The 20,183-nt window shown below is 71.1% G+C and carries 21 protein-coding genes; 14 read left to right on the top strand and 7 right to left on the bottom strand.

The features are described from left to right. Window positions 1–21: 21 nt before the first annotated feature. The 5 genes from GEV26_RS14835 to GEV26_RS14815 all read right to left on the bottom strand — a co-directional run bounded on the left by GEV26_RS14835 (window position 22) and on the right by GEV26_RS14815 (window position 3,818). A complete protein-coding gene (locus GEV26_RS14835) occupies window positions 22–798 on the bottom strand; it encodes an endo alpha-1,4 polygalactosaminidase (protein ID WP_208430740.1) in 777 nt (258 codons plus the stop codon). After that, on the bottom strand, window positions 795–1,136 hold the full coding sequence (locus tag GEV26_RS14830) for an MmcQ/YjbR family DNA-binding protein (RefSeq protein ID WP_153654299.1): 342 nt from the start codon (window positions 1,134–1,136) through the stop codon (window positions 795–797). The genes GEV26_RS14835 and GEV26_RS14830 overlap by 4 nt, the downstream gene beginning before the upstream one ends. Before the next feature lie 12 nt (window positions 1,137–1,148). Further along, a complete protein-coding gene (locus GEV26_RS14825) occupies window positions 1,149–1,652 on the bottom strand; it encodes a GNAT family N-acetyltransferase (protein WP_153654297.1) in 504 nt (167 codons plus the stop codon). Further along, entirely contained in the window at window positions 1,649–2,440 is a 792-nt protein-coding gene (truA, locus tag GEV26_RS14820; RefSeq protein ID WP_153654295.1) for a tRNA pseudouridine(38-40) synthase TruA, read from the bottom strand. The genes GEV26_RS14825 and truA overlap by 4 nt, the downstream gene beginning before the upstream one ends. Window positions 2,441–2,522: 82 nt before the next feature. Next, window positions 2,523–3,818 carry a citrate synthase gene (locus GEV26_RS14815; RefSeq protein WP_153654293.1) on the bottom strand — a complete coding sequence of 432 codons (1,296 nt, stop codon included), beginning with the start codon at window positions 3,816–3,818 and terminating at the stop codon, window positions 2,523–2,525. 237 nt (window positions 3,819–4,055) lie between these two features. Here GEV26_RS14815 and rplM point away from each other — a divergent pair, with 237 nt between their 5' ends. Genes rplM through glmM form a run of 3 tightly spaced genes read left to right on the top strand, consistent with a single transcriptional unit; the run spans window position 4,056 to window position 6,373 of the window. Beyond that, window positions 4,056–4,499, top strand: a complete 444-nt coding sequence (rplM, locus tag GEV26_RS14810; protein ID WP_108579662.1) for a 50S ribosomal protein L13 — start codon at window positions 4,056–4,058, stop codon at window positions 4,497–4,499. 20 nt (window positions 4,500–4,519) lie between these two features. Then, window positions 4,520–5,020 (top strand): 30S ribosomal protein S9, encoded by a 501-nt coding sequence (gene rpsI / locus GEV26_RS14805; RefSeq protein ID WP_153654291.1) that lies wholly within the window; start codon window positions 4,520–4,522, stop codon window positions 5,018–5,020. 6 nt (window positions 5,021–5,026) lie between these two features. Then, complete coding sequence (glmM, locus tag GEV26_RS14800; RefSeq protein WP_153654289.1) at window positions 5,027–6,373, top strand: phosphoglucosamine mutase; 1,347 nt, start codon at window positions 5,027–5,029, stop codon at window positions 6,371–6,373. A 24-nt stretch (window positions 6,374–6,397) separates the two neighbouring features. Here the strand turns inward: glmM and GEV26_RS14795 are convergent, their stop codons facing one another. Further along, window positions 6,398–8,122, bottom strand: a complete 1,725-nt coding sequence (locus GEV26_RS14795) for a serine/threonine-protein kinase (protein ID WP_153654287.1) — start codon at window positions 8,120–8,122, stop codon at window positions 6,398–6,400. A 162-nt stretch (window positions 8,123–8,284) separates the two neighbouring features. Here GEV26_RS14795 and GEV26_RS14790 point away from each other — a divergent pair, with 162 nt between their 5' ends. The 3 genes from GEV26_RS14790 to GEV26_RS14780 all read left to right on the top strand — a co-directional run bounded on the left by GEV26_RS14790 (window position 8,285) and on the right by GEV26_RS14780 (window position 11,337). Further along, window positions 8,285–9,589: a transthyretin-like family protein gene (locus GEV26_RS14790; protein ID WP_153654286.1), complete on the top strand. Its 1,305-nt coding sequence runs from the start codon at window positions 8,285–8,287 to the stop codon at window positions 9,587–9,589. A 74-nt stretch (window positions 9,590–9,663) separates the two neighbouring features. Further along, a complete protein-coding gene (locus tag GEV26_RS14785) occupies window positions 9,664–10,359 on the top strand; it encodes an FHA domain-containing protein (protein ID WP_153654284.1) in 696 nt (231 codons plus the stop codon). Between the two features lie 9 nt (window positions 10,360–10,368). Next, window positions 10,369–11,337, top strand: a complete 969-nt coding sequence (locus GEV26_RS14780) for a GNAT family N-acetyltransferase (protein ID WP_153654282.1) — start codon at window positions 10,369–10,371, stop codon at window positions 11,335–11,337. Between the two features lie 15 nt (window positions 11,338–11,352). Here GEV26_RS14780 and coaA read toward each other — a convergent pair whose 3' ends face one another. Then, the gene (gene coaA / locus GEV26_RS14775) at window positions 11,353–12,294 is read right to left on the bottom strand and encodes a type I pantothenate kinase (RefSeq protein ID WP_153654280.1); all 942 of its coding nucleotides are present in this window, start codon (window positions 12,292–12,294) and stop codon (window positions 11,353–11,355) included. A 76-nt stretch (window positions 12,295–12,370) separates the two neighbouring features. Here coaA and glmS point away from each other — a divergent pair, with 76 nt between their 5' ends. Genes glmS through rimI form a run of 8 tightly spaced genes read left to right on the top strand, consistent with a single transcriptional unit; the run spans window position 12,371 to window position 20,172 of the window. Then, the gene (gene glmS / locus GEV26_RS14770) at window positions 12,371–14,215 is read left to right on the top strand and encodes a glutamine--fructose-6-phosphate transaminase (isomerizing) (protein ID WP_153654278.1); all 1,845 of its coding nucleotides are present in this window, start codon (window positions 12,371–12,373) and stop codon (window positions 14,213–14,215) included. A 16-nt stretch (window positions 14,216–14,231) separates the two neighbouring features. Further along, window positions 14,232–14,585 (top strand): holo-ACP synthase, encoded by a 354-nt coding sequence (locus GEV26_RS14765; protein WP_153654276.1) that lies wholly within the window; start codon window positions 14,232–14,234, stop codon window positions 14,583–14,585. Then, window positions 14,579–16,021, top strand: a complete 1,443-nt coding sequence (locus GEV26_RS14760) for a bifunctional ADP-dependent NAD(P)H-hydrate dehydratase/NAD(P)H-hydrate epimerase (RefSeq protein ID WP_153654274.1) — start codon at window positions 14,579–14,581, stop codon at window positions 16,019–16,021. Before GEV26_RS14765 ends, GEV26_RS14760 begins: the two co-directional genes overlap by 7 nt. 2 nt (window positions 16,022–16,023) lie before the next feature. Further along, window positions 16,024–17,142: an alanine racemase gene (alr, locus tag GEV26_RS14755; RefSeq protein WP_153654272.1), complete on the top strand. Its 1,119-nt coding sequence runs from the start codon at window positions 16,024–16,026 to the stop codon at window positions 17,140–17,142. Next, window positions 17,139–18,119 (top strand): alpha/beta fold hydrolase, encoded by a 981-nt coding sequence (locus tag GEV26_RS14750; RefSeq protein ID WP_153654270.1) that lies wholly within the window; start codon window positions 17,139–17,141, stop codon window positions 18,117–18,119. The genes alr and GEV26_RS14750 overlap by 4 nt, the downstream gene beginning before the upstream one ends. After that, entirely contained in the window at window positions 18,116–19,096 is a 981-nt protein-coding gene (gene tsaE, locus GEV26_RS14745) for a tRNA (adenosine(37)-N6)-threonylcarbamoyltransferase complex ATPase subunit type 1 TsaE (protein ID WP_153654268.1), read from the top strand. The genes GEV26_RS14750 and tsaE overlap by 4 nt, the downstream gene beginning before the upstream one ends. Before the next feature lie 9 nt (window positions 19,097–19,105). Beyond that, window positions 19,106–19,741 (top strand): tRNA (adenosine(37)-N6)-threonylcarbamoyltransferase complex dimerization subunit type 1 TsaB, encoded by a 636-nt coding sequence (gene tsaB, locus GEV26_RS14740; RefSeq protein WP_153654266.1) that lies wholly within the window; start codon window positions 19,106–19,108, stop codon window positions 19,739–19,741. Next, window positions 19,738–20,172, top strand: coding sequence for a ribosomal protein S18-alanine N-acetyltransferase (gene rimI, locus GEV26_RS14735; RefSeq protein WP_153654264.1), 435 nt, complete (start codon window positions 19,738–19,740; stop codon window positions 20,170–20,172). The genes tsaB and rimI overlap by 4 nt, the downstream gene beginning before the upstream one ends. The last annotated feature ends 11 nt before the right edge of the window (window positions 20,173–20,183 follow it).

Below are 20,183 nucleotides of genomic sequence, written 5' to 3'. Positions count from 1 at the left end.
GCTCCAGTGTCTCAGGGCCGCTCAGCAGGACCGGAAGACGTACCCCTTGGCGCCCCTCGGGACGACGTCGCGGTCGCGCAGCAGGATCGATGCCCGGCCCGAACGAGCCGCGCACGCCCGGGCGAAGGCGCTGCGCCCGTTGTCGGTGTACTCGATCTCGATCAGCCGCGTCCCGTACGTGCGCGTGTACGCCCCGCACTCGCGGTAGACCTCGCACTCCTCGGCGACCGCGAAGTCGAAGCCGATGCGCTTGCGGCTCAGCTCGGGAGCGTTCTTCTGCGCGATCGCGACCCCCGAGCGGTGTGCCTCGCGCACGAGCCGCTTGCCGAAGTTGATCGCGTACGACTTCTTGAGCAGCCCGCGCGAGCGGGTCCACGAGTCCAGGTTGTCGGGCTCGACGGCCTGGAAGCCCTTGCGCTCGCACTGGGCGAACCAGGCCCGGTTGAGCCGGCCGATCGCCGCCCGTCGCGTGGACGTGCGGATGTCCAGCAGCACCTCGTCGGGCCAGTCGGCGTCGCGGACGAGGTGCCCCTTGCGATCGCGCAGCAGGAGCCTCGGGTGCTTCTTCTTCCACCACCTGAGCGTGCCCGGCTGGGTCTGGAACGAGTTGACGTAACAGATCGAGTAGCGGCCCTCGACGGGCTTCTCGGTGCGGTCGCGGGTCACGATGTCGACATCGGGTGAGGGCGCGTACGCACCGCCGAGCTGGTAGTCCGCGACGCCCCCGGTGGGCGGAGGCCCGACGGGGGAGGCGGAGAGGGCCAGGGTCACCAGGACCGAGGTGAGCAAGCCGGTCACAGGTCGAGCCGCCTGCGCAGGGAGGGCGGGGCGGCGATGCGCCAGGCGTCGGCGACGAGCTCGCGGAGCTCCTGGGGATCCACGACCTCGAGGTCGACCAGGACGTACGCGTGGCCGTCGTAGTGCGGAACCGTGTAGTAGGCGGGGTCCTCACCGTTCACGAGGGCCTCCTTGTCCGAGAGCGAGCACTTGACGGCCAGGCCGCCCTCGCTCTCGGTGCGCAGGCGGGCCATGAGCGTGCCGGCGACCTTGAGCGACGGCGTGCGGTACGAGGTGGACTCCGCGACCTCGGGCAGCGTCACGGCGTACGCCACGACCTCCGCCCACGTGATTGCCACGCCCCCATCCTGTCAGGCGTCGGGCCCGGGTGTCTGCATCGCGAACTGGAGCTGGCGGCCCCACCGCGGGCTGATGTGCTCCCCGTCCGGCACGAAGCCGGCCGCCGTCACGACCCGGACGGAGGCCTCGTTGTCGGGAGCGATGCGGGCGATGACCCGGTCGAGCCCCGGGGTGCTGCACGCGTGGTCCACCAGGAGCCGGACCGCCGCGAGAGCCAGTCCGCGGCGGCGGTGATCGGGCAGGATCCGGTAGCCGATCTCGGCCCGGCCGTCCACGGGTGCCCCCTTGAAGCCGGCGTTGCCGACGATGACGTCGTCCGCGACCACGGCCCGCATGAGCCAGTCCGCATTGGCCGGCTGCTCGTTCGCGAGGGTGTTCATGAAGCGCCAGATGTCCACCGCCTCGGCGAACGCCTGCGGGATGGGCAGGCCGAGCTGCGCCTGTGCCGCGACGATGTCGCCCGCGGCCAGGGCCTGGAAGGTCATGGGGGTCACGACGGCGAGACGGACGTTCATTCGTCGCGTCGCCTCCGGGACTCGTGGGCCCGTGCGGCCAGGGCGTCGTCGGCGGGATAGACGACCTCCTCCAGCACCAGGCCGTGCGCGGGCATCACCTTGACCCGGGCGTCCCGCGTCGCACCGGCGAGGATCTGGCCGGCCCACTCGGGTGCGTACCGGCCCTCGCCCACGGCGACGAGCGCGCCCATGAGGGATCGCACCATCGAGTGGCAGAACGCGTCCGCGCGCACGGTCGTCTCCAGGACGTCGCCGCGCCGGTCGGTGCGCAGCTCCAGCAGCGTGCGGATCGTGGTCGCGCCCTCGCGACGCTTGCAGAAGGACGCGAAGTCGTGCTCGCCGAGCAGGTGGTCGGCCGCCGCGTCCATCAACGACGGGTCGAGCGGGCGTCCCCAGCCCACGACGCTGCCCCGGACGAGCGGGTCAGGGCCGGCGGGGGAGTCGCACAGGCGGTAGACGTAGCGGCGCTGCAGCGCGGAGAAGCGGGCATCGAAGCCCTCCGGCGCGACCGTCAGGCCGCGCAGGGCGATGTCGGGCGGGAGCAGGCGGCGCAGCCGGCGCTCCAGCGCCGGAGGATCGACGTCCTCGAGGTCGACGTGGGCGACCTGTCCGCGGGCGTGGACGCCCGCGTCGGTGCGCCCTGCGCAGGTCAGCTGGGGAGCGGTGTCCCGGCGCAGGATGGTCGCGAGCGCGGTCTCCACCTCCCCCTGGACGGTGCGCAGGCCCGGTTGGACGGCCCAGCCGCGGAAACCCGCTCCGTCGTAGGAGAGATCCAGTCGCAGCCGCACCCGGCCCACGGTAGTCCCACGCTCGGCGCACACGACGAAGGCCCCCACCGCGGACGGTGAGGGCCTTTCGAGGGGGTGTGGGTCAGGCCCAGCGCTCGGAAGCGGGGATGAACTCCAGCTGACGGTCGCCGGTGTAGATCTGCTTGGGACGAGCGATCTTCTGCTCCTTGTCGTCCACCAGCTCCGACCACTGTGCGAGCCAGCCCGGGGTGCGGCCGATCGCGAACAGGACCGTGAACATCTCGGGCGGGAACTGCAGCGCCTCGTAGATCAGGCCCGAGTAGAAGTCGACGTTGGGGTAGAGCTTGCGCTTGACGAAGTACTCGTCCTCGAGCGCGATCCTCTCGAGCTCCTGGGCGATCTCGAGGAGCGGGTTGACCCCGGTGACCTCGAAGACGTCGTCACAGGCCTTCTTGATGATCGTGGCGCGCGGATCGTAGTTCTTGTAGACGCGGTGACCGAAGCCCATGAGCTTCTCGTCGCCGTTCTTGACGCCCTCGATGAACGCCGGGATGTTCTCCTTGCTGCCGATGCGCTTGAGCATCTTCAGCACGGCCTCGTTGGCGCCACCGTGCAGCGGGCCGTAGAGGGCCGCGATGCCGGCGCTGACCGCGGAGTAGGGGTCGACCTGGCTCGAGCCGACCGAGCGCACCGCGTTGGTCGAGCAGTTCTGCTCGTGGTCCGCGTGCAGGATCAGCAGGACGTCGAGGGCCTTGGCCAGGCGCGGGTCCGGGTCGTACTTCGGCTCGGACATCTTGAACAGCATCGAGAGGAAGTTCTCGGTGTAGGACAGGTCGTTGTCGGGGTAGACGTACGGCTTGCCCTGGGCGTGGCGGAACGACCATGCGCCGAGCGTCGGCATCTTGGCGATCATGCGCACGACCTGCTCGTGGCGCACCTGCGGATCGCTGATGTTGCGCGCCTCGGGGTAGAACGTCGACAGGGCACCGACGCTCGACAGCAGCATTCCCATGGGGTGCGCGTCGTAGCGGAAGCCCTGCATCAGGGACTTGACGTTCTCGTGCACGAACGTGTGGAACGTGATCTCGTGCACCCACTGCTCGTGCTGCTCCTTGGTGGGCAGCTCGCCGTGGATGAGCAGGTAGGCGACCTCGAGGAACGTGGACTTCTCGGCCAGCTGCTCGATCGGGTAGCCGCGGTACTCCAGGATGCCCTTGTCACCGTCGATGAACGTGACGGAGCTGCGCGTGGAGGCGGTGTTGGTGAAGCCGGGGTCGTAGACCGCAAGTCCGGGCTCATCGTCCGTCTTGCCGATCTTGCCGAGGTCGCCCGCGCGGATGGTGCCATCCGTGATCGGGATCTCGAATTCCTCGCCCGAGCGATTGTCTCGGACGGTCAGGGTCTGGTTCTCGGTCACGATGGGTCTCCTGTGACGGGTTGAACGGTCCGCTACGGTGGCGCGGACCGGTTATCAACTTAGACGTGAGGCAAACCTCACGGGGCAACGGGGTGCCAGGACGGACCTCGTTTTGACCCGAGCCTCAACCGCCGGTTAACCTAGTGTGTCGTCGAACCCAGCGGATTCGTCATGGGTTGCGACCACCATAGAGTTTGTTTCAGGATCACCACCATCGAAGAACGAGAAGGTCACGCCGTGCGCACGTTCAGCCCCAAGCCGTCTGACATCACCCGTCAGTGGCACGTCATCGACGCCGAGGACATCGTTCTGGGCCGTCTCGCCGTCCAGGCTGCGACGCTGCTCCGCGGCAAGCACAAGCCGACATATGCTCCGCACGTCGACGGTGGCGACTTCGTCATCATCGTCAACGCGGAGAAGGTTGCCCTCTCGGGCAACAAGCGTCGCGACAAGCTCGCGTACCGTCACAGCGGCTACCCGGGTGGACTCAAGTCCATCGCCTACGGTGACCTGCTGGACAAGGATGCCCGCAAGGCGATCGAGAAGTCGGTCCGCGGCATGCTCCCCAAGAACCGTCTGGGTGATCAGCTGATCACGAAGCTCAAGGTCTACTCCGGCCCCGAGCACCCGCACACCGCCCAGAAGCCCCAGCCGTTCGAGATCACGCAGATCTCCCAGTAAAGAAGAGAAGCAGGCGCATCGTGGCTGAGACCACCACCGAAGAGACCACCGAGTTCCAGACCAACTCCGAGGGTGTTGCTTACACCTCCGAGTCAGCTGGCGCTTCCGAGACCTCCAGCAAGCCCGCGACGATCGCTCCGGGTGCTGCGACGGGCCGCCGCAAGGAGGCCATCGCTCGCGTCCGCATCGTGCCGGGCACCGGCGTCTGGACCGTCAACGGCAAGCCGCTCGAGGAGTACCTCCCCAACAAGCTGCACCAGCAGATTGCCAAGGAGGCCTTCGCCGAGACGGGTCTGCAGGACCGCTTCGACGTCATCGCGCGCGTCACCGGTGGTGGCATGACCGGTCAGGCCGGCGCCCTGCGTCTCGGCGTGGCCCGCTCGCTCAACCAGATCGACGAAGAGGCCAACCGCCCGGTGCTGAAGAAGGCCGGACTCCTGACGCGCGACTCGCGCATCAAGGAGCGCAAGAAGGCTGGTCTCAAGAAGGCTCGTAAGGCTCCGCAGTACAGCAAGCGCTGAGTCTTCGTGGGCCGGATCTTTGGCACCGATGGCGTTCGCGGTGTCGCGAATCGTGATCTGACGGCCGAGCTCGCAGTCGACCTCGCGGTCGCCGCGGCCCACGTCCTGGGTGAGGTCGGTGCTTTCGCCGACCAGCGCCCCACAGCAGTCGTGGCCCGCGATCCCCGCGCCTCAGGAGAGTTCCTGGAGGCTGCGGTGGTCGCGGGCCTTGCTTCTGCCGGCGTGGACGTGCACCGCCTCGGCGTCGTGCCGACGCCGGGAGCGGCGTTCCTGACCTCCTTCCTCGAGGCGGACATGGGCGTCATGATCTCCGCGAGCCACAACGCGATGCCCGACAACGGCATCAAGTTCCTCGCCCGCGGCGGGCTCAAGCTCGACGACCAGCTCGAGGTCCTCATCGAGGATCGCCTCGAGGAGCCGTGGGACCGGCCGACCGGCGCCGGCGTCGGTCGCATCGGCGACAGCCACGCGGGTGTGGCGGCGTACGTCAAGCACCTCGTGTCGACCTGCCCGCGTCCGCTCGACGGCCTGCGGGTCGTGCTGGACTGCGCGAACGGTGCGGCGTACGAGGTGGGTCCTGCGGTGTTCGAAGAGCTCGGCGCGACGGTCATCGCGATCCACGCCGAGCCCGACGGCCTCAACATCAACGACAACTGCGGCTCGACGCACCTGGACGACCTGCAGGTCGCCGTCGTCCGGCACGGCGCGGACGCAGGCTTCGCCTTCGACGGTGATGCCGACCGCTGCCTCGCGGTCGACGAGACCGGCGCGGTCGTCGACGGCGACCACATCCTGGCGATCCTGGCGCTCGCAGCACGCGACGCCGGACGCCTGACCGACGACACGGTCGTCGCGACGGTGATGAGCAACCTCGGCTTCGTCCAGGCGCTCGAGAGCGCCGGCATCTCCGTGATCCAGACCGCCGTCGGCGACCGCTACGTGCTCGAGGCGATGCGTGCCGGTGGCTTCAACATGGGCGGCGAGCAGTCGGGCCACGTCATCATGGGCGACTACGCGACCACCGGCGACGGGGTCCTGACCGCGGTGCACCTGGCCGCGCGCATGGCCGAGTCCGGCACTCCGCTGTCGCGGCTCGCGTCGGTCATGACGCGCCTGCCGCAGGTGCTGATCAACGTCCCGGGCGTCGACAAGTCCCGCGCCGACACCGATCCGACGCTGCTGGGCGAGGTGGCCATCGCGTCGTCGAGGCTCGGCGACACGGGCCGGGTGCTGCTGCGCCAGTCCGGCACCGAGCCGCTCGTGCGCGTGATGGTGGAGGCGGCGACGGCCGAGCAGGCCACCGAGGTGGCCGAGCACCTGGCCGGTGTGGTCCGCTCGACGCTGTCGCTGTGACCACCCCCGGGTGGTGCGGGGTCCTCAGGGGCACACCGGCCGTCCGCTGTCGTACTCCTCGGCCTTGAGGGCGCTCCAGGTCGCGGACCCGGTGCGGCCGTCGGGCGCGATGCCCCGGTCGGCCTGGTACGCCTTGAGCGCCGCGGTCGTCGGGGCGTCGAAGCCCTGGGCGATGATGCCGATGCCCTCGTCGGTGCGGGGCTCGTCGAGGTAGCCGCGGATCAGCAGGATCTGCTGCAGCTCGTTGACGAGAAGCCCCTCGTCGAACGAGGTGTCGGTCGAGCTGTCGAGCGCCGGGAGGTCGTCGACGGACTCCAGGCACACGCAGAAGCTGCGCCCGCGCTGATCTGCGTCGAGCAGGTGCGGGATCGCCTCGCTGATGCCGGCCTCGCGGCGTGCGGTGCACACGTCCTCGAGCGTGGCGTAGGGACCTGTCCACGCGAGGTAGTAGGGCTCGCCGTCGCGGTTGACCGGATCGTAGGTCTCGCACGCGTCCGAGCCGCGGAGGTACTTCACGTCCGGCACGAGCTCGGAGACGGCGTTGATCCGCTCGGCGAAGCCTCTCGGATTGCCCCGGGTGAGCTGCAGGATGTACTCCTCGGTGCACGCGGGGTTGTCGTAGGCCGCGCCGACGACGCTCGGCAGCGGTCCGTCGCTGGAGGGGGCGTCGTCGGGACGCAGGAAGGCCAGGGCCCCCGCGACGACCGCCGCGACCGCGAGCAGCGCCGCTGCCCGCCTCGCCCAGGTCCGTCCGGGAGAGCCCGGTCGTGGGCGGGGGCCGGAGCCGGTGCCGGCCGGTGCTCCCTCGGGAACGGTCAGCGTGATCGGGCGAACGGTGGTGAGGTCGTCCACGACGGCCGTGGCGCGCCGGGGGTCGGCGGAGGAGTCGAGCACCTCGATACGGGTCGGTGGCAGGCCCAGGTCGATCTGGACGCGCTGCAGGGCCTGAGCGAAGTCGAGCGCCGAGGCGTACCTGTCGTGGATCGACCGGGCCATCGCCCGGGCCAGCACCTCCTCGAGGGCGGCCGGGACGTCGCTGCGCCCGGTGGGGCGCAAGGGTTCGGTGGAGATGCGGATGCCCATCGCGATCGCGTCGTTCGGCTGGTCGTCGCGCTGGTACGGCGACCGCCGCGCGAGCAGGCTGTAGACCGTGGCGCCGAGCGAGTACACGTCGCTGCGCACGTCCTTGGCGGCCGTGCCGCGGAACGCCTCGGGCGGGGCCCACGGCACCGACAGCGTCGTCTCGGTCGTCTGCGGGTCGTCGGTGGCCGTCGCGATCCCGAAGTCCGTCAGCAGGGGTGTGCCGTACGCGTTCGTGAGGACGTTGTGCGGCTTGATGTCACGGTGCAGGATGCCGGCGCGGTGGGCGGTCTCGACCGCGGCCGAGATCTTGATGCCGATCTCGAGGACGTCCGACAGCGGGATCTCCTCGATCCGGTAGCGCTCCCCGAGGCTGGGGCCGGGGCAGTACTCCATCACGATGTAGGGCCGTCCGTCCGCCGCGACGTCGGCCTGGAAGATCGGCACGATCGACGGGTGCCCGGACAGCTGGGCCATGACGTTCGCCTCGGCGTGGAAGAACTCGATGTCCGTCTCGGCGGCGACGACCGGGTGGAGCACCTTGACCGCGACCTCGCGCGCCGGGACGGCCTGTCGATACAGGTGCACATCGGCGAAGCCGCCTCGGCCGATGAGCCGGACGAAGGTGAAGCCGTCCAGCTCAGGGGGCGGAAGACCGCGTGCTGGCACGATGTGCGTCTCCTGGGAGCGAGCGAGCTGGCCGGTGCGCTGGGCTCTGGGGTGCGATCCACACTATCCGACGGCAGCCGGCATGCCGGGGCGCCGAACGGCGCCGCTGAGGGAACCTCTGCCCATGGACGGCGGGACGGGCGCCGCCTAGCGTCAGAGGTGATGCGCGTCAGCGAGCTCTCGGAGGACATCATGACCCAGCACCGCCGCACGATCCGCCCGCTCGTCGGGCTCCTGTCGGCCGTCGTCGTCGGCGGCGGTCTGCTCGTGGCACCGGCCGACGCGACCACCGTCCCGGGTGGCACCGTGAAGGGCACGGTCACGATCGCGGGCACACCCCTGGCCGGGGCCAAGGTGACCCTGGTGCGCCGCGACGGGGACAGCGGCGATGCGTACGACCGCTACAAGACGGTCACGACCGACAGCGCCGGCCGTTACTCGCTCACCCGTCCCGCCGGCAGCAGCACGACGTGGTGGTACGACAACGTCGTCGTGAGCGACCCGAGCCAACGCGGCGTGACGGCGCGTCGGGAGTTCATGGGCAACCGGTCGCGCACGGTCACCCGCAACGTGACCCTGAAGCCGGCCGGCACGATCACCGGCAAGGTCACCCGGGCAGACGGTGCGTCCCCCACGTCCATCCGCGCGGAGATCGTCGACGGTCCCGACAGCAGCGTGTACGAGAACCTCTCGACGAAGAGGTACGACGTGGACCGCGGGGTCGACGCCGCGGGGACGTACCGCTTCCGCGGGCTGCCGGCCGGCACGTACACCCTCTGCTACCGCGACACCTCCTCGACGTACCGGCAGGAGTGCCATGACGAGGTGTTCTCCGAGACGGCCGCGACGGAGCTGACCGTGAAGGAGGGCGCGACCACCACGGTCAAGGCCCACGTGCTCGACCACCGCCTCGCCCACGTGAAGGGCATCGTGACCTCGACGAGCGGCGAGCGGCTCCGGGGGATCTCCGTCAGGCCTCGCGTGGTGGGCACGAGCCGATATGCGGGGTCCACCCGCACGTGGTCGACGGGACGATACGACCTGGCCACCGAGGCGCCGAACGACGTGCAGCTGCGGTTCGAGGACCCGAAGAACATCTGGGCGACGCGGTGGCAGACGATCGCCGGCAGCACGCAGCCGCAGGTCTTCTCGCTGGACGAGGGCGCGCTCGTCGAGCGCCTGACCACCACGCTGAAGTCGACCGCCCGGCTGGGCGTGTCGTCCAGGCCCGGCACCGGTCGGGCCACGTTCACGGTCGAGGTGACCCGCCGCGCCACGGGCCACCACCCCAGCGGGACGATCACGGTCTCGCGCAAGGACGTCCGCCGCACGGTCTCCCTCGCGAAGGGCGTCGGCACGGTGACGCTGACCGGCGTGCCCGCCGGCACCCGGACGTTCCACGTCGACTACGCGGGGACGTCCAGCACGGCCGCTGCCCGCACGACCGTCAAGGTCGCGGTGCGCTGACCGCCTCGGCGCGCGCGGCGGAGGGACGGCACGGCACCATGGCGGATGAAGCACATCGATCCGGAGGTGGCGCCATGAGCCGGTTGACGATCGAGTTCTGCGGCGAGGAGCTCGTCGTGGAGCCGGGCGACGTCTTCACGATCGGCCGCGAGGGCGACCTGGTCGTCGACGAGGACAACCCCTATCTGCACCGGCGTGCGGTCGAGCTGCGCCACGAGGCCGGCTTCTGGTGGATCGTGAACGTCGGGACCCGGCTGACGGTCACGGTCAGCGGCGACGCGGGAACCCTGCAGTCCTGGATCGGCCCCGGGTCGCGGCTGCCGGTGGTCATGGCGAGCCAGGCCATCTTGTTCACGGCGGGCGACACGATGTACGAGGTCACCGTCGACTGCGACGAGCCGGCCTACTCCGGGTCTCCCGCACCGGTCACGGGATCGGGCGACGAGACGCTCGGTGCCGTCGAGCTGACCCCGTCCCAGCTGCGCCTGGTGCTGGCGCTCGCCGAGCCGGTGCTCCGGCGCAGGGGTGGAGCGCCCGGCGCGGTGCCGACCAGCGCGGCCGCGGCGGAGCGCCTCGGGGTGCCCATCACGACTTTCAACCGCAAGCTCGACAACGTCTGCGAGAGGCTCGCCAGGAACGGCGTGAAGGGTCTCTACGGCGGGGCGGGCCGTCTCGCCACGTCGCGCCGCTCGCGGCTGGTCGAGTACGCGGTGTCGGCCGGCATCGTGCGGGCCGAGCACCTGCCGCTCCTGGACCTGCCGGAGCCGTAGGGTCGAGGGATGACCAGGGTCCAGCGCGTCGACGTGTCCGACGACGCGGCGTTCGCGGAGCTCTACGGTCTCTACGCACGAGCGCACACACGGACCTTCGACGGTCCCTACCTGGCGATCGAGAAGCGCGTCAACCTGACCGACGACGCGTACGGCACCAAGGCCGCGGTCGTCGCCCGGGACGTCCACGGTCTCGCGGTCGCGGGCGGCACGGCGGTCATGGCGCTGCAGGACAACACGGCGATCGCCTTCGTGGAGGTGTTCGTGCCGCCGGAGCACCGTCGCCGGGGTCACGGCTCGGCCGTGCTCGATGCGCTGCTCGACATCGGACGTCAGCACGGACGCACGATCGCTCTCGGGGAGGCGGTGTGGGCGGTCGACCAGCAGACGGATGCGGGGCGTGCCTTCGCGGAGGCGCGCGGGTTCACGCTCGACATCGTGGACGCGGTGCGTGAGCTGACGTTGCCCGCCGACGTGCCGCCCCTCGTGCTCGACCCCGCGTACACGCTGGAGACGTGGCGCGGCCCCTGCCCGCAGGAGTGGCTCGACGAGTACGCAGACCTGCGCCGGATGCTCAATGCCGAGGCGCCCAGCGGCGACATCGGGCTGGAGAACGAGCACTGGGACGCTGCACGGGTCCGCAAGGACGAGGCCGACCTGGCCCGGGTCGGCCGCATCATGCAGGTGTCGGTCGCCCGTGCCCCCGACGGCTCGCTCGCGGGCCACACCCAGCTGGCCTTCCCCGGCGAGGGTGACGAGGTCTATCAGTGGGACACCCTCGTCCGTCCGGCCCACCGCGGTCATGGGCTCGGTCTCGCGCTCAAGATCCACGCGATGCAGGCCGCGGCGGACCTGCTGGAGGGCCGGCGGCGCATCACGACGTGGAATGCGGCCAGCAACACCCACATGATCGCGGTGAACGAGCGGCTCGGCTTCTGGCAGAGCGCCTGGGCCGGGGAGTACGTGCGAACGATCTGACCTCGGTCCGTGGGCTCAGATCTTGCGCAGGCGCACCCAGCTCACGGCGTGGTCGGGTCCCTTGCGCAGCACGAGGGAGGCACGGCCACGTGTCGTGGCGATGTTCTCCTTGAGGTTGGGGTAGTTGATCGTGTCCCACAGCTCGCTCGCGCGCTGCACCGCCTCCTCGTCGGAGAACGAGCTGTAGCGGTGGAAGTACGACGCGGGATCGGCGAAGGCGGTCTTGCGCAGGGTCAGGAAGCGGTCGATGTACCAGCGGCGCAGGTCCTTGCCCGACGCGTCGACGTAGATCGAGAAGTCGAAGAAGTCGCTGACGGCCAGGCCGGGCGAGCCGTCGCCGCGGGGTCGTGCGGGGGCGAGGACGTTCAGGCCCTCCACGATGACGATGTCGGGCGCCTTGACGGTCACGACCTCGTCGGTGCGGTCGTACGTCAGGTGGGAGTAGACCGGGGCGGTCACGACCTCGACACCGGACTTGACCTCCATCACGAAGCGCAGGAGGGCCTTGCGGTCGTACGACTCGGGGAAACCCTTGCGATCCAGCAGCCCCCGGCGCTCGAGCTCGGCGTTGGGGAACAAGAAGCCGTCGGTCGTGACCAGCTCGACCACGGGGTGGTCGGGGGACTGGGCCAGCAGCTCGCGCAGCAGGCGGGCGGTCGTGGACTTGCCGACTGCGACGGATCCGGCGATGCCGATCACGAACGGGGTGCGCCGCGACTGGGGGGCGTGCAGGAACTCCTCGGTCGCCTCGTACAGGGCGGCCGCGAGGCGTACGCGCATGCTGATCAGCTGCGTCATCGGCAGGTAGACCTGGCGGACCTCCTCGAGGTCGAGCTCGTCGCCGAGGCCGCGTACCCGCTCGATCTCGTCGGGGTTGAGCGGCTGGGGGACGTCACCGGCGAGCTCGGCCCATGCGGCCCGTTCGAGCTCAACGTACGGTGACTGGTCGCGCGTCATGCCGCCATTGTGGCGCGGCTGACGCTCCGGCGCTGCACTCGGCCCTAGGTGGGCCGCACTCGCTACCCTAGGAACCATGTGTGGAATTGTCGGATACGTCGGTCAGCGCTCGGCTCTCGACGTCGTCATGGGGGGCCTGCGACGCCTGGAGTACCGGGGATATGACTCCGGCGGCGTCGCCCTGGTGCACGACGGTGAGCTCCTCTCGGCCAAGAAGGCGGGCAAGCTCGTCAACCTCGACGCCGAGCTCGCGGCGCACCCGCTGCCCGTCGCGCACACCGGCATCGGGCACACGCGGTGGGCCACCCACGGTGCGCCCAACGACGTCAACGCGCACCCGCACCTCGACGACACGGGTCGCGTCGCGGTCGTGCACAACGGCATCATCGAGAACTTCGCGTCCCTGCGCGCAGAGCTGGAGAAGCGGGGCCACGAGATGGTCTCGGAGACCGACACCGAGGTCGTCGCCCACCTGCTGCGCGACGAGCTCGAGCGCACCCCCGACCTGTCGGACGCGGTGCGTGCGGTCTGCCGCCGCCTCGAGGGCGCCTTCACGCTCGTGATCTGCGACGCCGCCCAGCCCGACGTGGTCGTCGGCGCCCGCCGCAACTCGCCCCTCGTGGTCGGACGTGGCGACGGCGAGAACTTCCTCGGCTCGGACGTCGCGGCGTTCATCGAGTACACCCGCGACGCCGTCGAGCTCGGCCAGGACCAGGTCGTCACGATCACGCCCGACGACATCGTCGTGACCGACTTCGACGGGCACCCCGCCGAGACCACGGAGTACCACGTCGACTGGGACGTGTCGGCTGCCGAGAAGGGCGGCTTCGAGTGGTTCATGCTCAAGGAGATCGACGAGCAGCCCCAGGCGGTCGCCGACACGCTGCTGGGGCGCTACACACCCGGGGGCCTGCTGCAGCTCGACGAGATGCGCATCAGTGACGATGAGCTGCGCGAGGTCCACAAGATCATCGTGATCGCGTGCGGCACGTCGTTCTACGCCGCGATGGTCGCCAAGTACGCGATCGAGCACTGGACGCGCACGCCGTGCGAGGTCGAGCTGGCCTCGGAGTTCCGCTACCGCGACCCGATCCTCGACAAGAGCACGCTGGTCGTCACGATCAGCCAGTCCGGCGAGACCATGGACACGCTCATGGCGATTCGCTACGCCCGGCAGCAGCGCGCTCGCGTGCTGTCGATCTGCAACACCAACGGCTCGACGATCCCCCGCGAGTCCGATGCAGTCATCTACACGCACGCCGGCCCGGAGGTCGCGGTCGCCTCGACCAAGGGCTTCCTCAGCCAGGTCGTCGCGTGCTACCTCCTCGCCCTCTACATCGCGCAGGTCAAGGGCATGAAGTACGGCGACGAGATCGACGGCATCCTCGCCGAGATCGGTCGCATCCCCGACGGGATCCAGCGGATGCTCGACGAGGGCGACCAGATGCGCAAGCTCGCGGCCGAGCTCGCCGGCTCGCGCTCGATTCTCTTCCTCGGTCGCCACGTCGGCTACCCGGTGGCCCTGGAGGGTGCGCTCAAGCTCAAGGAGCTGGCCTACATCCACGCCGAGGGCTTCGCCGCAGGTGAGCTCAAGCACGGCCCGATCGCGGTGATCGAGGAGGGCCTCCCGGTGTTCGTCATCGTGCCGCCCAAGGGCCGCGACCAGCTGCAGGAGAAGACCGTCAGCAACATCCAGGAGATCCGCGCGCGCGGTGCCCGCACGATCGTGCTGGCTGAGGACGGTGACGAGGACGTCGTGCCCTACGCCGATCACCTGATCCGGCTGCCCAAGGTCCCCACCCTGCTGCAGCCCCTCGTCTCGACGGTACCGCTGCAGATATTCGCCGCGGAGTTCGCGAGCCTCCTTGGCCACGACGTCGACCAGCCCCGCAACCTCGCCAAGTCGGTCACGGTCGAGTGATCCTCGGGACCACCGCATGACCATCCTCGGAATCGGCGTGGACGTCGTCGACATCCCCAGGTTCGCGGCGTCGCTGGAGCGTACGCCGACGCTGCGCAACCGGCTGTTCACGGCGGCGGAGGCCGATCTGCCGCTGGAGTCGTTGGCGGGCCGCTTCGCGGCCAAGGAGGCGTTCGTCAAGGCCCTTCGGGCCCCTGCGGGCATGTCATGGCAGGACATCGAGGTGGTCAGCGACGCCCAGGGTGCGCCCGAGCTGAAGCTGCACGGTGCCGCGCTCGACCGGGCGGCCGAGCTGGGCGTCACGGCGACGCACCTGTCGATCTCGCACGACACCACCGTGGCGACGGCGTTCGTGGTGGCCGAATGCTGAGGTCCCACCGGGTCGAGGACGTCCGCGCCGCGGAGGCCGCCCTCGCGGCCACGCTGCCGGACGGCGAGCTCATGCGCCGCGCCTCCCGGGGCCTCGCCGACGCCCTCGGTCACGTCGCGGCGGGCGAGGTGGTGCTGATGCTGATCGGCCCGGGCAACAACGGGGGCGACGCGCTCTACGCCGCGGCGCACCTGCTGGATCGCGGGGTCCGGGTCGACCTGTGCCTGCTCGACCCCGGCACGGTGCACGCAGACGGTCTCGCGACCGCGCTGGGCGCCGGCGCCCGGGTGGTCGAGGAGCCGACCGACCAGCGGCACTGCCTCGACGCGGTCTTCGGGATCGGCGCGCGCCCCGGCCTCACCGGACGGGCGGCGGACTGGGCCGAGTGGATCGCCCGGGCCCGGCCCCACACGATCGCCGTCGACGTGCCGTCCGGCGTCGACGTGGACGGGGCGACGGTGCCCGGGGCCCACGTGCGGGCCGATGCGACGATCACCTTCGGGACCTACAAGAACGCCCTGCTGGTCGCGCCCGCGAGCGGAGCGGCCGGCTGGAACGGCACGTCGATCGCCGAGCTCGTGGACATCGGCCTGGGCCCGTTCCTGCCGGCCGCGTCGGTCGAGGCCATCGAGCCCTCGGACTCCTGGCTGCTGGACGATCTCTTCGACTGGCTCCGCAGCCCCACGAGCCACAAGTACGCGCGGGGTGTCGTCGGCATCGCGGCCGGCTCGGAGCAGTACGCGGGCGCGGCGCACCTCTGCGTCGCAGGTGCGCAGGCGGGCCTGGCCGGCATGGTGCGGTTCGTCGGCAGCGACGAGCTCGGCAGGCGCATCGTGGACCGTGCCCCCGAGGTCGTCGTCGGCCGAGGACGTGTGCAGGCCTGGGTCGTCGGCCCCGGCGGTGGCGACGACGGGGCCGGCCAGCTGTCGATGGCGCTCGAGGACGACGTGCCGGTGCTGGTCGACGCCTCGGGCCTGCAGCACCTGCCCGGATCGTTCGACGTCCCGGCCCTGCTCACGCCCCACGCGGGCGAGCTCGCCCAGATGCTCGACACCGACCGCGCGAGCGTGGAGGCCGAGCCGCTGGCCCATGCGTCGCGCGCGGCCGAGCGGTGGGGGGCCACGGTGCTGCTCAAGGGTGCCCGCACCCTCGTCGTGACGCCCGGACGCCCGACCCGGGTCAACCTCACGGGCTCGCCGTGGCTCGGCACCGCGGGATCGGGCGACGTGCTCGCCGGCCTCGCCGGATCGCTCATGGCCGCCGGCGCGGACCCGCACGACGCCGGCTCCCTCGCGGCGTTCCTGCACGGTGCCGCGAGCGTCCGGGCCAACCCCGGAGGGCCCGTCACGGCGTCCGCCGTCGCCGCCGCGCTCCCGGGCACGGTCGCTGCCTTCCACGACGGCCTGCTCGACGACGTCCGCGACTGGAGACACTGACGATGACCGCACCACAGGCAGAGGCGGTCATCGACCTCGACGCCTTCGGCGCCAATCTCGAGGCGCTTGCGGCGTGTGCGCCCTCGTCGGCGCAGATGACGGTCGTGAAGGCCGATGCGTACGGCCACGGCATGGTCCCGATGGCCCGCGCCGCTCGTGCCGCGGGAACCGACTGGCTGGGTGTCGCGACGCTCGCCGAGGCGCTCGCCCTGCGGGAGTCGGGCGACACGGGCGATCTCCTGTGCTGGCTTGCCGCACCCGGCGCCGACTACGCGGCCGCCGTCGAGGCGGACGTCGAGGTCACTGCCTCGTCGACCGATCAGCTGGCCGAGATCCTGGCCGCCGCGCCGCGTCGTCCCCGGGTGCAGCTCAAGGTCGACACGGGCCTGTCGCGCAACGGCGCGCTCGGCCGGGAGTGGACCGCGCTCGTCGCGGCTGCCGCGGCGGCGCAGGCGGCCGGACGCGTCGAGGTCACCGGCATCTGGTCGCACTTCGCGTGCGCCGACGAGCCCGCCCATCCCGCCAACGACGCACAGGAGGCGGTGTTCGTCGCTGCGGTCGACGAGCTGACCGCCGCCGGGATCGAGCCAGGGCTGCGCCACCTCTGCAACTCGCCCGCGACGCTGACCCGGCCGTCGGCCCACTTCGACATGGTGCGCGTGGGCATCGCGGCCTACGGCATCCGTCCCGACCCGGGCATGACCTACGAGACCCCGCTGACGCCCGTGCTCACGCTGCGCGGCCGGCTGGCGCAGGTCAAGCGCATCCCCGCCGGGGCCAAGGTCTCGTACGGCCAGACCTGGACCGCGGAGCGCGACACCACGGTGGGCCTCGTGCCCCTCGGATACGGCGAGGGCATCGCGGTCTCGGCGTCCAACCGTGCGGAGGTGCTGGCCGCGGGCGCGCGGGTGCCCCTCGTCGGTCGGGTGTGCATGGACCAGTTCGTCGTCGACCTGGGCGAGCGGTCCGCACGGCGCGGCGACGCGGTCGTCCTGTTCGGTCCCGGCCACGACGGCGAACCCACCGCAGAGGACTGGGCAACCGCATCGGGCACCATTGCGTACGAGGTGGTCACCCGGCTGGGTGGCCGCATCGTCCGGACCTATGAGGGTGGCGCATGAGGAGAACGGCGAAGCTCGCGACGACCGCAGGAGCCTTCGTGGCCGCCGGGACGGTCGCCACGCTGCTCAACGGCCGCCACCGCACGGGGCGACGCCGCCGACGCGGTGAGGACGTCGAGTTCGGGTCGGTGCGCAGCACGCCCCTGTCGCTGCTGGCCCCCGACGGGGTCGCGCTGCACGTTGAGGTGGAGGAGGCCGATCACCCGACCCCGACGGTCGTGTTCCTGCACGGGTGGGTCGAGGACAGCGACCTGTGGCACTACCAGCGCCTCGCGCTGCGCGGACGCGTGCGCTCGGTGTTCGTCGACATGCGCTCCCACGGGCGCTCGGGTCGATCGTCTGCCGGCAACTCCTCGCTGGCCGATCTCGCGGACGATCTCGAGACCGTCCTGGAGCAGGTCGTCCCGGAGGGCCCGATCGTGCTCGTCGGCCACTCGATGGGCGGCATGACGATCATGGAGCTCGCCCGCACGCGGCCGGAGCTGTTCGGCGACCGCGTCGAGGGGGTCGTGCTCGTCTCGACCAGCTCGGGCCGGCTCATGCGCAGCAGCCCGGCTCTTCGCTACCTCGTGCCGTTGCTGCGCGCCGGCACCCCCGTGCTGGACTGGGGCCGCCGCTTCAACAGCTATTCGGTCATCCGTCGGTGGGCCCTCGGCCCGCGCGCCGCGGAGCGCCACGTCGACATGGTCAACGAGATGATCCTGCGCGCGCCGACCCGCGTGCTCATGGACTTCTACCCCAACTTCGTCAGCCTGGACCTGACTGCAGGTCTGGGCGATCTCGGCCGGGCCCGCACCACCGTCATCGGCGGCACCGCGGACCTGCTGACCCCCATCAAGCACGCCCGCGTGCTGGCCGACCGGATACCGGACGCCAAGCTCATCGTGCTGGAGGACGTCGGCCACATGGCCCCGTTCGAGGCTCACGAGACCGTCACCCGGGCGATCGAGGACGTCCTGGAGGACATCGAGTCATGACCGGCAGCAACGCTCTCAACGTCATCGACGCGGGGCCCGAGCACGCGGAGGTGATCGTCGACATCATCCACCGCTCGTTCGGCGCCCGTCCCGTGCTGGACCCGCCGAGCACCGCCCTGGACGAGACCGTCGAGTCGGTCGCTCACACCCTCGCGACCGCGGGCGGCCTGCTCGTCGAGCGCCGGGGCCTGCCGATGGGCGCGATGCTGTTCGACGAGTCGCGGCCGGGCCAGCTGGGCCTTCGCCGCGTGTGCGTCGATCCCGACATCCAGGCCCGGGGCGTCGCCTCGGCGATGGTGGGCGTCGCGGAGGACACCGCGGAGGAGCGCGGCAAGGACGGCATCTGGCTCGACGTCCGTGAGGAGCTGCCGGACACCGTGCAGTTCTGGTCGCGGCGCCGCTACGAGCCCGTGGGCCGGGACGAGCCGTTCATCGAGTTCGGCAAGACGTTGTGGCTTGCGCGTGAAGTGCCGACGGCCGAGGAGATGCAGGCCCTCGCAGCGCGGCTCGCGCCGCTGCTGCGCGCCGGCGACCTCCTGGTGCTGTCGGGCGATCTCGGGGCCGGCAAGACGACGTTCACCCAGGGCCTCGGGGAGGCCCTCGGCGTCCGCGGCCCGATCACGTCGCCCACGTTCGTCCTCGCCCGCACCCACCCCTCGCTGGTCGACGGACCCCCGCTCGTGCACGTCGACGCCTACCGGCTGGGCGATCTCAGCGAGATCGACGACCTCGACCTGGACTCGACGACCGAGTCGGCGGTGACCGTCGTGGAGTGGGGCGACGGCATGGCCGAACAGCTCGCCGACAGCTGGCTGCACGTCAAGATCGAGGTCCGTGGCCCGCGCCCGATCGACCCGCTCGGCACGCCGCACGACGGCGACGTCCCCGACGAGGTCGACCCGCGCGTCGTCACGATCAAGCCGCACGGCCCCCGCTGGGTCGGTGTCCCGCTCCGCTCCACGCTGCTCGGCTCGTAGGCTAGCGCCGTGCTCCTCCTCGCGTTCGACACCGCCACTCCTGCGATCACCGTTGCCGTCCACGACGGCACCCGGGTGATCGCCGAGGCGTACGGCGAGGGGGCGATGGCGCACGGGGAGCTCCTCGCCCCCGCGATCCGTGAGGCGATGTCCCGGGCGGGTGCCACGATGGCCGACCTGACCGACGTCGCGGTCGGCGTGGGCCCGGGCCCTTTCACAGGGCTGCGCGTCGGCGTCGTCACCGCGCTGACCCTCGGCTCGACCCTCGGCCTGACGACCCACGGCGTGTGCTCGCTCGACGTCGTCGCCGCCGACGTCCAGGTTGAGGGTGAGTTCCTGGTCGCGACCGACGCCCGCCGCAAGGAGGTCTACTGGGCCCGCTACGGGGCCGATCACGTGCGCCTGGACGGACCCCACGTGCTGAAGCCCGCGGACCTGGCGGCCCAGCACCCCGACCTGCCTGCGTACGGGCGCGGTGCCCACCTCTACGACGGCGTCCTGCGCGCGTCGGGCGAGGCCGGCGACCCGCGGGCGGCGGTGCTCGCGAACCTCGTGGCCTCCGGGCGTGCGGTGCAGGTGCCACTCGAGCCGCTCTACCTGCGCCGGCCCGACGCGGTGCCGCAGGCCTCGTCCAAGCGGGCATGACCCGCGAGGCCACGGAGGCCGACGTCGCCGCGATCGCCGCGATCGAGCAGGCCTGCTTCGGCGGCTCCGCGTGGAGCGAGGCCCTGGTGCGCGAGGAGGTCGTCAGCGACCGGCACGTCGTGCTGGTGGACGACGACCTGACGGCGTACGGAGCCGTGTCGCTGGCGGGGGAGACCGCCGACCTGGACCGCATCGCGGTGCTGCCGGGTGCGCGGGGCCGGGGGATTGCGCGGGACGTGCTCGAGGAGCTCGTCGACCGCGCCCGCGATCTCGGCGCGGGGCGCCTGCTGCTCGAGGTCGCGGCCGACAACGCGCCCGCGATCGGCCTCTACGAGTCGTTCGGGTTCGACACGATCAGCACCCGGCGCGGCTACTACGCAGGCGGTGTCGACGCCCTCGTGATGGAGCTCACGATCGCGGAGTGGCGGTGAGAGCCGCACCG

The organism is Aeromicrobium yanjiei, from assembly GCF_009649075.1.
In the GTDB taxonomy this organism is placed as follows: Bacteria; Actinomycetota; Actinomycetes; order Propionibacteriales; family Nocardioidaceae; genus Aeromicrobium; species Aeromicrobium yanjiei.
The sequence above is the reverse complement of the archived record's forward strand: the minus strand, read 5'-3'. Positions and strand labels throughout refer to the sequence as shown.

Excerpts from the sequence above, each read along its gene's own strand:
- GEV26_RS14750 (WP_153654270.1), top strand. The coding sequence starts at position 17,139 with ATGAGGAGAACGGCGAAGCTCGCGACGACCGCAGGAGCCTTCGTGGCC.
- GEV26_RS14790 (WP_153654286.1), top strand. The coding sequence starts at position 8,285 with ATGCGCGTCAGCGAGCTCTCGGAGGACATCATGACCCAGCACCGCCGC.
- glmS (WP_153654278.1), top strand. The coding sequence starts at position 12,371 with ATGTGTGGAATTGTCGGATACGTCGGTCAGCGCTCGGCTCTCGACGTC.
- alr (WP_153654272.1), top strand. The coding sequence starts at position 16,024 with ATGACCGCACCACAGGCAGAGGCGGTCATCGACCTCGACGCCTTCGGC.
- GEV26_RS14765 (WP_153654276.1), top strand. The coding sequence starts at position 14,232 with ATGACCATCCTCGGAATCGGCGTGGACGTCGTCGACATCCCCAGGTTC.
- GEV26_RS14785 (WP_153654284.1), top strand. The coding sequence starts at position 9,664 with ATGAGCCGGTTGACGATCGAGTTCTGCGGCGAGGAGCTCGTCGTGGAG.
- GEV26_RS14825 (WP_153654297.1), bottom strand. The coding sequence starts at position 1,652 with ATGAACGTCCGTCTCGCCGTCGTGACCCCCATGACCTTCCAGGCCCTG.
- coaA (WP_153654280.1), bottom strand. The coding sequence starts at position 12,294 with ATGACGCGCGACCAGTCACCGTACGTTGAGCTCGAACGGGCCGCATGG.
- tsaE (WP_153654268.1), top strand. The coding sequence starts at position 18,116 with ATGACCGGCAGCAACGCTCTCAACGTCATCGACGCGGGGCCCGAGCAC.
- GEV26_RS14760 (WP_153654274.1), top strand. The coding sequence starts at position 14,579 with ATGCTGAGGTCCCACCGGGTCGAGGACGTCCGCGCCGCGGAGGCCGCC.
- rimI (WP_153654264.1), top strand. The coding sequence starts at position 19,738 with ATGACCCGCGAGGCCACGGAGGCCGACGTCGCCGCGATCGCCGCGATC.
- GEV26_RS14780 (WP_153654282.1), top strand. The coding sequence starts at position 10,369 with ATGACCAGGGTCCAGCGCGTCGACGTGTCCGACGACGCGGCGTTCGCG.